This window comes from Treponema sp. (genome assembly GCF_051883275.1).
In the GTDB taxonomy this organism is placed as follows: Bacteria; Spirochaetota; Spirochaetia; order Treponematales; family Treponemataceae; genus Treponema_D.
The window spans coordinates 1-10,265 of sequence record NZ_JBJETK010000035.1 but is presented as its reverse complement, the minus strand read 5'-3'; the positions used below and the strand labels follow the sequence as shown (position 1 = coordinate 10,265).

The following is a 10,265-nucleotide window of genomic DNA, read 5'->3' as shown; positions in this document are numbered from 1 at the left end:
CTATGATTGGAAATAATACAAAAGGTGAAGCCCCCGTTTCAAAAGGCATTGATTATGTTATTTCCGGCGATTATACAGATAAACAGACAATGTTAAGATGTACAACAGTAGAAATTGATGGGCTTGTAAAAAAAATACAATGCGCGACTTTGGAATCGAACCAAAGACCCCAAGCGTGTCATGCTTGTACTCTAACCAACTGAGCTAGTCGCGCAGACAGTGAATGTATATTATCAAAAGTTTAAATTAACGTCTACCCTTTTTGTTAAAATCGCCCATGCGCTTTTCAGGAACCCAGGAAAATGCACGGATTAATTGATAATTCAATTCACAACTGATAAAATCACATTATGAATCTTTTATCCGTAAATGGGCTTTCAAAAATCGGCAGGGAAAAACCGCTGTTCACAGATGTAACATTCGGGCTGAATGAAGGCGACAAGGCTGCTCTCATAGGCCGCAATGGAACAGGAAAATCAACGCTGCTGAACACAATCGCAGGAGTTCTTGCTCCGGATTCAGGAACAGTTGTAATCCAAAAGGAAGCAGGCGTTTCATTTCTTGCCCAAAGCCCCCTGTATTCCAGCGGCGACACCATCAGAGCGCATATCTTCAATTCAAAAAGCCAAAAACTAAAAACAATCCGCGGATACGAAGAAGCATGCGAAGAGCTTCAAAAGACAAATTCCGAGCAGGCAAGAAAAAAATACAATCAGCTCAGCGAAAAAATGGATGCGGACAATCTGTGGAACTACGAAAACCAGATAAAGTCGATTCTTACAACTCTTGGAATCAGCGACCTGGAGCGCAAAATGGGAGAACTTTCAGGCGGAATGATAAAAAAAGTAGCCCTGGCGCAAGTGCTTGTGGAGGACAGCAAGCTGATTCTCCTGGACGAACCTACAAACCATCTTGACATTTCCACAATTCTCTGGCTGCAGAATTATCTTGCCGAAACAAAACGCTCTGTCCTTATGGTGACCCATGACAGGTATTTTCTTGATTCAGTCTGCAATAACATCTACGAGCTTGCAAGAAATAGAATAAAGCTTTACACAGGCAACTACACATCGTACCTTGAAAAAAAACAGACCGAATCTCAGATTGAAGCAAACACAGAGCGCCGAATTGAATCTGTGCTGAGGTTCGAACGTGAATGGCTCAGGCGGGGCCCCTGCGCACGCGGAACAAAAGCTAAGGCAAGAATTCAGCGCGACATGGAGCTTATCAACCGCGAAAAATTCAGCCCTGAAAAAAATTTTTCATTTGAAGTTGAAGAAAGAAGGCTCGGCGGAAAAATCCTCGAGCTTCACGGCGTATCAAAGCAGTTTCCCAAGGGCTTTTCAGGCAGCGCAGAAAATTCCGCAGAGAACTTTTTTCCAGTGCTGAAAAATTTCAGCTACACTTTCAACAAGGGAGAAAAAATAGGCATTTTCGGCGGAAACGGCTCGGGAAAATCAACACTCCTGAACATAATAACACAGAAAATAAATCCTGATTCGGGAGAAATCATAAAGGGCGAAAACACATTCATCGCCTACTACGAGCAGAACCCGAATTTTGATGACACATCCCTTACAGTCCTTGAGTACATAAAGGAAGCCGCTGATGTCATGAAAATGAGCAACGGAACAGAGCTGAGCGCGGCGCTGTTTCTGGAGCAGTTCGGCTTTGAAGGGAAAATTCAGCACTCGCCTGTTTCTTCATTGAGCGGAGGAGAGCGCAAAAGGCTTTATCTTGTAAGGCTGCTTATAGGCAATCCGAATTTTCTCATTCTGGACGAGCCGACAAACGATTTTGATATTTTCACAATGAATATTCTTGAGCAGTTTTTGCTTTCATTCAAAGGATGTCTTCTTGTTGTGAGCCATGACCGGTATTTTATGGACAAAGTCTGCGACACGCTTCTTATAATGGAAGCCGACGGAAGCGTTTCGGGCTTCACGGGAAAATGTTCTGAATACATCGAGCTTCAGCGGACAAAAAACGAAGCAGCTCCGAATCCACCGCCGGAAAAACAGGAAAGAGTTTCAGCTCACCAAAAAAAGAACAGAATGTCTTTCAAGGAAAAACAAGAATTCGAGCGGATAGAGCGCCGCATCTTTGAGCTTGAAGACAGAAAGCCCGAGCTTGAAAAATTAATGGCAAGCTCAAATTATGAGGAATCGGCAAAGGCTGGAAAAGAATACACCGAGCTAGAAAAGGAGCTTGCGGAGGCATACTCAAGGTGGGAAGAACTTTCTGCGCTTGAGTAAATCCCGAAGAACTGAAGTTAAAAAATAGCCAATGGAGGATTTTATGGAAGAAAAAATTGAAAAGCTCAAGGCTCTTATAAGCAGATCCCGCCAGACAGTTTTTTTTGGAGGCGCAGGAGTTTCCACAGAAAGCGGAATCCCTGACTTCAGAAGCGTAGACGGACTTTACAATCAGAAGTGGGATTATCCGCCTGAAACAATACTCAGCGCAAGTTTTTTTCATTCAAACACAGAGGAATTTTACCGCTTTTACAAGGAAAAACTTCTGGTGAGCGGAATAAAGCCGAATATCACTCATATAAAGCTTGCTGAAATGGAGCGCGACAAAAAACTTTCAGCAGTCATCACACAGAACATAGACGGGCTTCACCAGGCGGCAGGAAGCCAAAACGTCTTTGAGCTTCACGGAAGCGTGCTTAGAAACTACTGCACAAAATGCGGAGCTTTCTACGACGGCCCGCACATCGCCTCGAGCCTGGAAAAAAGCAGCGTTCCCCGCTGTGAAAAATGCGGGGCGGTAATAAAGCCGGATGTCGTGCTGTACGAGGAGCCTCTGAACGAAAAAGTTGTGGACGGAGCGATAAACGCCATATCAAGCGCAGAACTCCTGATTATAGGAGGAACTTCGCTCACGGTATATCCTGCGGCAGGAATGATTCAGTATTTTCAGGGAGAAAACATTGTGCTCATAAACCGCGACCCAACTCCGAGCGACGGAATCGCAAGCCTTATATTGCACGAAAGCCTCGGAAATGTCTTTTCGCAGTTATAAGAGCCGCGCTATTTCAAAGCGATTCTCTGGGATATGACAGTTTTCAAAGATGCAAGAGCCTCTTTTACAGCGGAATTATTTCCGCCGGAAAGCGCACTGTCGCAAGCCGAGCTTACAGCCGTTATATTTCCAAGTATATCCTGCTCAAGCTTCGCTGAAAAAATTTCATCCGAGCTGACAATTTTCCCAGCCTCCAAGGCAAGCTCTTCAATCTGCTTTTTTTCCTCATTAAACTGGCTGTTCAAATTCTCAGATTTCTGGACAAGAAGCTCCATTGAAATATGTATTCTATCCAGCAGCCCGGACTTTTGATTTTTTCTTTTGGATTTATAAAAAAAATTTTTCACAAAATTTGCAATACCCATATTGGATTATTATGTCTAATTTAAAGGAATATGGCAATACTGATTCTTTTCTGCGCCCGAACAGAACCTTGACCTTCGAGTTCCACTGAATATAAACTGAAAAAAAACTTCAGAGGCGGAAAAAGTGAATATAATCTATGCATCTGGAATAAACGGAGAATTCGCCATGGCAGACGGAACGCTTCCATGGAAAAACAGTCCTCTGCTCAGTGAAGAATGTAGAACAGACATGGATTTTTTCAGGAAAACAACCTGCGGAAAAACTGTCATTATGGGATTCAATACATTTAAAACACTGTCGGCTCCGCTGAAAAACAGAATAAACATTGTAATAAAGCGCGGTGCTCCATGCGCACAGATTCTGCGCAGCGACAGGGAATTTCAATTTTTCCCTTCACTTGAAGCTGCGCTGAAGGCTGCGGACTTTCTGTGCCCAGACGAAATTTTTCTGATCGGCGGACAAAAAATTATTGCGGAGGCATTTGAAAAAAATCTTGCGGACGGAATTATCTATGAAACAGTCTTTGACTCGGAATTTCCGGAGGCGGCTTTTTTTATAAAACGCCCGGAAACACTAAGGCTGGTGCACAGCAAAAAAGAAGGGCATCTCACTTTCAACGAGTACAAAAATCAGGCTGCTCCAAAGGCATAATTCCAAAGCGTCCTGCAAAATCCCTGGCCTTCCATGCGTTCAAAATAACATCCTGCGGATTGTGGGCATCAGAATTGCAGACAACGCGCACATTTGTAAGTGACGCCATTTCCCAGAATTCAACGAATGGATACGGGTATCTCATTCCATGCTTTGTATTGTTCGGAAGCCTTGTTATCCCTAGGCCGTTCACTTCAATAGGCAGATCAAGATCAACGGCCGCATCCAGAATCGCACGGCTACAGGCTTTTGACTGCTCGTCCCACTCCTTGTATCCTGCCATGAACAAATCCGGGTGAGCCAAAAAATCAAAGCAGCCGCTGCGCATGCCTTCGATTGTCTGATCGATATATCTATTTAAAAGCGAAGGACTTTCAACATCCGGAATATACACATGGGATGCGCCGTCTGTAACCCAGTGCGAGCCGAGCACAAGATAATCCGCATGAAAGCGGTCGCGCAGCTCATCATACCATCCGCCATAGGAAGGCTCCCATTCACACTCATACCCCATAAAAACCGGAAAGGACGAAATCTCCCTTGCTTCCTCAATCCATGAGCGGTAAAGAGAGGCTTCCTTTTCTGTCATTCGTATTTCAGGCCAGCAGTCAAAAAAATCATCAGGATAAGGGCAATGGTCAGAAAACCCAAGAGCCGCACATTCTTCCTGCATCGCCTGGGAAACATAATCAACCGGCCGCCCCTGGGCATGATGGCAAAGCTCTGTGTGTGTATGAAAATTAGAAATCGGCTTCATATAAAAATTCAGTTCTCCTCAATCCCGTTTCCAGCGCAATAGCCTTTTGAAATATCAGCCGCGGGAAGGTCTAAAAATCATTTTCAATTATCTTAAATATTCCCGTTTAAATTGCTGTAATATCACGGCTTAAAAAAATGCCCTCCAGTTTTTCTGGAGGGGGACTTCAAGCCGGAAGCCTCTGAAAACCTAAGTTCCCAGAGGCAACGTTGAAAATGCGGATTCTAATCTCGCAGCATAACAGCGGACTAGAATTCGCAGACATTCCCAAAAATTGTCATAGCAAGATTCGGGAATGCCGTTCATTCAAGCCAATCAAAATTTATTTTTTTGCTGGCTTTCTTCCTGGAGTCTTCTTAGCTGTTGTTTTCTTTGCAGCAGCCGGCTTTCTTCCTGGAGTCTTCTTGGCTGTTGTTTTCTTTGCAGCAGCTGGTTTTCTTCCCGGAGTCTTCTTTTCAGCAACGGCCTTTTTAGATGCAGCTCCTCTTGCAGAAGTAGTTTTCTTTGCAGGAGTTTTTGCAGCAGCTCTTGGAGCTTTTGCAGCCTTTGCAGCAGCAGCGGCCTTTATAACAGACTGTGCTCCGGCAAGACGTGCAGCAGGAACACGGAATGGTGAGCAAGAAACATAGTTCAATCCAAGCTTGTAGCAAAGCTCTATTGAATCAGGATCTCCGCCGTGCTCTCCGCAGATTCCAAGGTGAAGATCAGATTTCACTGAGCGTCCCTTAGCTTCTGCGATTTCCATAAGAGCGCCAGGTCCGTCCGGATCAAGTGTCTTGAATGGATCTTTTTCAAGAATCTTCTGGTCAAGATAAGAATCAATGAACTTTCCATAATCATCGCGGCTGAAACCGAATGTTGTCTGGGTAAGGTCATTTGTACCAAATGAGAAGAAGTCCGCATAATGCGCTATCTGATCTGCAGAGCAAGCAGCGCGCGGGAATTCAATCATAGTTCCTATCTGGAATTTGAGTTCTGTTTTATTTTCTTCATTTACCTTTGCGATTACAGCTTCAGCCTGCTCACGGATCTGCTTAAATTCATTCACAGAAGTTACGTTAGGAATCATAATGCGAACATCATGTGCAAGTCCTTCTTTTTCTGCGCGTGCAGTTGCAAGAGCAATAGCTTCAACCTGCATCTCATAGATTTCAGGATATGTAATTGCAAGGCGGCATCCGCGGTGACCAAGCATAGGGTTGTGCTCGTTGAGGTCAGCAAACTTTGCCTTGATTGTCGCAACTGGAACTCCGAGCTTGCGGGCAAGAGCATCAGCTTCAACATCTGTTGCTGCCTGAATAAACTCGTTGAGAGGCGGGTCAAGAAGACGGATTGTAACAGCGCGTCCGTCCATTGCCTTGATGATTCCATAGAAATCCTTTTCCTGCTTAGGAAGAATCTCTGAAAGATTTTTCTTGCGTGCCTCTGTGTTTTCAGAAATAATCATCTTCTGGAATGAAGAAAGCTTCGGCTCTTCAAAGAACATATGCTCTGTGCGGCAAAGACCGATTCCGGCTGCGCCAAAGTCAAATGCCAGCTTGGCTTCGTTCTGCTCCGCATTTGCAAGAACATCGAATCCTTTTACAGTCTTTCCAGAAGCTGTCTTGCGCACTGACTTTGCGCGGATTTCATCAGCCCAGCCAAGGAATTTTTCGAGATCGCCAGAAACTTTTGCTTCCTCTACAGGGATAAGACCTGCATAAACTTTTCCTGTTGAACCATCAATAGAAATGGTGTCGCCTTTCTTGAAAGTTTTTTCGCCGATCTTAACTTCATCATTGCCCATGAATACAACAGCAGCGCATCCGCATACACAAGGAGTTCCCATACCGCGGGCAACAACAGCCGCATGAGATGTGCGTCCGCCAGTAGAAGTCAGAATTCCTTCTGCAACATACATACCGGCAATGTCATCCGGAGAAGTTTCCTTGCGAACAAGCATAACTTTCTTTCCGGCCTTGTTCCATTCAACAGCCTCTTCAGCTGTGAAAACAATCTGTCCTGCACCGGCTCCAGGAGAAGCGTTGAGAGCCTCTGCAATCGGAGAAGCAGCCTTGAGCGCCTTAGGCTCAAACTGCGGATGAAGAAGCTGATCAAGCTGATCCGGCTTTACGCGGAGAAGAGCCTGTTCCTTTGTAATAAGCTTTTCTTCAACCATATCAACTGCCATTTTTACAGCAGCAGCACCTGTGCGCTTTCCATTGCGGCACTGGAGCATATAAAGAGTTCCTTCTTGAACTGTGAACTCCATATCCTGCATATCATGATAGTGCTTTTCAAGGCGTGCGCGGATTTTGCAGAGCTGGTCATAAATCTTAGGATTTGTTTCTGCAAGCTGTGAAAGATGCTGCGGAGTGCGGATTCCTGCAACAACGTCTTCACCCTGGGCATTCATGAGGTACTCGCCCATAAATTCATTTACACCGGTAGAAGGATCACGGCTGAAGCAAACACCTGTTCCAGATGTGTCGCCCATGTTTCCAAATACCATTGCCATAACAGTTACAGCAGTTCCCTTGATAACTCTTTCATCAATGTTATTGAGCTTGCGGTATGTAATCGCACGAGGATTCATCCAAGAACCAAAAACAGCTCCGATCGCGCCCCACATCTGCTTGTGAGGATCCTGAGGGAAGTCTTCGCCCTTTTCTCTCTTGTACATTGCCTTGTACTTTGTAACAATTTCCTGGAGCTCTTCAGTTGTAAGGTCTGTATCCTGTGTGATTCCGCGGTGAGATTTTACTTCGTCAATAATTTCTTCGAACTTATCATGGTCTACGCCCATAGCAACGTTGCCGTACATCTGGATAAAGCGGCGGTATGCATCCCATGCAAAGCGAGGGTTCTGTGTTTTTGTTGCAAGTCCAAGAACTGAATTGTCATTAAGACCGAGGTTAAGAATTGTATCCATCATGCCAGGCATAGATTCGGCGGCGCCTGAACGAACTGAAACAAGAAGCGGATCCTTTGCGTCTCCGAGTTTTTTGCCCATTGACTTTTCAAGCTTTGAAAGGTACTTGGCAACCTCAGCATCAAGTCCTGCAGGATACTTTTTGCCTAATTTGTAGTATTCCTGACAAACATCAATAGAAATTGTAAATCCAGATGGAACCGGAAGGCTCAAAGGTTTTTTTGCCATCTGAGCAAGGTTAGCGCCTTTTCCACCAAGGATTGGACGCATTGATTCATCGCCTTCTGCGTCACCATCACCAAAGTAATAAACATATTTGGTCTTAGCCATATGTCCTCCATATATATATGTGGAGAAAATTATAATAGCATTTTCTTGTATCGTCAACAAATGTTCTTTATTATATCAAAGATTTGCATATTAAAATTCCCTTTTTTTTCTTTTCTGCGGAAATATTAGTACAATTTGACACGCTTTTTTTATTCTAAAAGAAAATTCCGTGTCAAAAAAATTCACTTTCAAACAGCGAAAAGCGCAAAAAAATACAAGAATTTCAGAAGAAAAAAAATCAAGGCAAAGCGGAAATTCCGCCGCAATTCTTTCCGCAAAACATAGAATCAGCCTCCGGAAAACGCCCGGACAACGCTTTTTTTAAGCCATCTTGAACACAAAATGAAAGGAACACCAGGCGCGCCGCGGAAAAATCACAAGAAAAATTTTTTATTTTTTTGGCGAAGTTGGCACGATAATTGCAATATATTCAGTGTACAGCAAAAGGCTGTGCAAAACGGAATCCTGCTGAACAAAGCTTCGGCGGGATAAAAAAACTACAAAAAATGCTGTAAAACAGCAAGGAGATTTATATGAACGAACTTTCACTTTTGGATTCACTTTTTGGAAATGACGGATTCATGCTTCCGGGCTACAGAGAAACAGTCTGCGCTCCAAAGGTAGACGTTGTGCAGAAAAAAGACAGCTACATTCTCTACATGGATTTGCCGGGAAAAACAGAAAAGGATGTTGACATAACACTCAAAAATGACGTGCTCACAGTCGCTTCCGTGGAAAATACAAATGACAGCGATGAAAAGAAGGAAAAAACAGACAGCGAATACTACATTCTCCGGGAACGCACGGCAAGGCGCAGTCAGTTCAAGCGTTCATTCACACTGCCAAAGGACATTGATGCCGACAAGGTGAATGCAACATTCAAAAACGGAATTCTTTCTATAGAAATCGGACGCAAGGAAGATGCCGCAGAAAGAAAAATCGCCATAAAAAGCGCATAAAAAAAATTAAAAAAGTATTGACAAATTAATTAGAATATTATATATTCTAATCAGCTTATAAAGCTGATAAAACTCTCTCCTTTAGTTCACGAAAGTGAACGGCAGAACCCCGGGCAACTGGGGTTCTGTTCATTTAAACTGCCTTTTGTAGTTTCAGCCATCTGGGAAAAAATCAGCCTTTATACTATATTTTTATCATGAGCAACATCACAACTATCATTCCCACGCCATCGACATTCAAGCGGACAGCTCTTGTAATAATCGGCGCCGTTATTTTTTCTGTAAACATGAATTCCTTTGTGTATGCGGCGGAACTTTTTCCGGGCGGATTTTCAGGAATATCCCTTCTTATCCAGCGCGCCTCATTCAAATTCTTCAATATCGAAATTCCATATACATTTTTGTATTTTGCGCTGAACGCAGCTCCCGTTTTTATAAGTTTCAAATACATTGGGAAAAAATTCACGCTCTTTTCACTGCTTATGATTGTGCTTTCCTCCCTGCTCACGGACTTTATTCCCTCGATAAAAATCACAGACGATCTGCTTCTCTGCTCTGTTTTCGGCGGAATTCTGAACGGGCTTGCGATTTCCTGCTGCCTTCATGCGGACGCCACGAGCGGAGGAACTGACTTTATTGCAATATATTTTTCTGAAAAAAAAGGAACCGATATGTGGAACATGATTTTTGGCATGAATATATGCGTTCTTGCCGCCGCGGGATTTGCGTTCGGCTGGGAAAAGGCGCTGTACTCAATCATTTTTCAGTTCAGCTCGACACAGATACTGAATGAGCTTTACCGCCGCTACCAGAAAATAACGCTTCTTATCATAACTGAAAAAGCGGATGAAATATACAGCATCATAAAATCGTCCACAAACCACGATGCCACAAGATTCACAGGAACAGGCTGCTACAAGAATCTGCAAAAGACACTTCTGTACACCGTTGTTTCCGCTGACGAGCTTGGAAGCCTGGCACGGGAGCTGAAAAAATGCGACCCGGCGGCTTTTATAAATGTATTGAAAACAAAAGAAATTCTCGGGCGATTTTTTACCAGAAGCAAAGACTAGCACATTGATCTGTATTTAGCATTTAAATCAAAATATGCCATGCAACTGCAAGGGCCGACCACTAAAAGCCGAAACCAATAAAATAAAACAGATTTTATTGAAAGTGGAACCGGAAAATATTATTCAATTATTGCACCTGGCACTAAAGGTCAATCAATTTTTTGGAAATTAGGTAGGTAAAATGAAAAAAT

General features: G+C 43.6%; 8 protein-coding genes and 1 tRNA gene. 5 read left to right on the top strand and 4 right to left on the bottom strand.

The genetic code is table 11. The features are described from left to right. Positions 1-140: 140 nt before the first annotated feature. A tRNA-Val gene (locus ACI4L0_RS05235) sits at positions 141-214 on the bottom strand. Positions 215-350: 136 nt separating this feature from the next. Between ACI4L0_RS05235 and ACI4L0_RS05230 the strand changes: the two genes are divergently transcribed. Together ACI4L0_RS05230 and ACI4L0_RS05225 are read left to right on the top strand one after the other, a co-directional pair. After that, positions 351-2,255 (top strand): ABC-F family ATP-binding cassette domain-containing protein, encoded by a 1,905-nt coding sequence (locus ACI4L0_RS05230; protein WP_439799111.1) that lies wholly within the window; start codon positions 351-353, stop codon positions 2,253-2,255. Positions 2,256-2,298: 43 nt separating this feature from the next. Beyond that, entirely contained in the window at positions 2,299-3,027 is a 729-nt protein-coding gene (locus tag ACI4L0_RS05225; RefSeq protein WP_439799110.1) for an NAD-dependent protein deacylase, read from the top strand. Between the two features lie 8 nt (positions 3,028-3,035). Here the strand turns inward: ACI4L0_RS05225 and ACI4L0_RS05220 are convergent, their stop codons facing one another. After that, on the bottom strand, positions 3,036-3,392 hold the full coding sequence (locus ACI4L0_RS05220) for a hypothetical protein (protein ID WP_439799109.1): 357 nt from the start codon (positions 3,390-3,392) through the stop codon (positions 3,036-3,038). Positions 3,393-3,516: 124 nt separating this feature from the next. Between ACI4L0_RS05220 and ACI4L0_RS05215 the strand changes: the two genes are divergently transcribed. Further along, positions 3,517-4,044, top strand: a complete 528-nt coding sequence (locus tag ACI4L0_RS05215; protein ID WP_439799108.1) for a dihydrofolate reductase — start codon at positions 3,517-3,519, stop codon at positions 4,042-4,044. Here ACI4L0_RS05215 and ACI4L0_RS05210 read toward each other — a convergent pair. Further along, a complete protein-coding gene (locus ACI4L0_RS05210; RefSeq protein ID WP_439799107.1) occupies positions 4,007-4,801 on the bottom strand; it encodes a histidinol-phosphatase in 795 nt (264 codons plus the stop codon). The genes ACI4L0_RS05215 and ACI4L0_RS05210 overlap by 38 nt on opposite strands. Before the next feature lie 322 nt (positions 4,802-5,123). After that, entirely contained in the window at positions 5,124-8,042 is a 2,919-nt protein-coding gene (ppdK, locus tag ACI4L0_RS05205; RefSeq protein ID WP_439799106.1) for a pyruvate, phosphate dikinase, read from the bottom strand. A gap of 533 nt (positions 8,043-8,575) precedes the next feature. Here ppdK and ACI4L0_RS05200 point away from each other — a divergent pair. Then, on the top strand, positions 8,576-9,001 hold the full coding sequence (locus ACI4L0_RS05200; RefSeq protein WP_439799105.1) for an Hsp20/alpha crystallin family protein: 426 nt from the start codon (positions 8,576-8,578) through the stop codon (positions 8,999-9,001). A gap of 197 nt (positions 9,002-9,198) precedes the next feature. Beyond that, positions 9,199-10,074 (top strand): YitT family protein, encoded by an 876-nt coding sequence (locus tag ACI4L0_RS05195; protein ID WP_439799104.1) that lies wholly within the window; start codon positions 9,199-9,201, stop codon positions 10,072-10,074. The last annotated feature ends 191 nt before the right edge of the window (positions 10,075-10,265 follow it).

Excerpts from the sequence above, each read along its gene's own strand:
- ACI4L0_RS05230 (WP_439799111.1), top strand. The coding sequence starts at position 351 with ATGAATCTTTTATCCGTAAATGGGCTTTCAAAAATCGGCAGGGAAAAA.
- ACI4L0_RS05225 (WP_439799110.1), top strand. The coding sequence starts at position 2,299 with ATGGAAGAAAAAATTGAAAAGCTCAAGGCTCTTATAAGCAGATCCCGC.
- ACI4L0_RS05220 (WP_439799109.1), bottom strand. The coding sequence starts at position 3,392 with ATGGGTATTGCAAATTTTGTGAAAAATTTTTTTTATAAATCCAAAAGA.
- ACI4L0_RS05210 (WP_439799107.1), bottom strand. The coding sequence starts at position 4,801 with ATGAAGCCGATTTCTAATTTTCATACACACACAGAGCTTTGCCATCAT.
- ppdK (WP_439799106.1), bottom strand. The coding sequence starts at position 8,042 with ATGGCTAAGACCAAATATGTTTATTACTTTGGTGATGGTGACGCAGAA.
- ACI4L0_RS05200 (WP_439799105.1), top strand. The coding sequence starts at position 8,576 with ATGAACGAACTTTCACTTTTGGATTCACTTTTTGGAAATGACGGATTC.
- ACI4L0_RS05195 (WP_439799104.1), top strand. The coding sequence starts at position 9,199 with ATGAGCAACATCACAACTATCATTCCCACGCCATCGACATTCAAGCGG.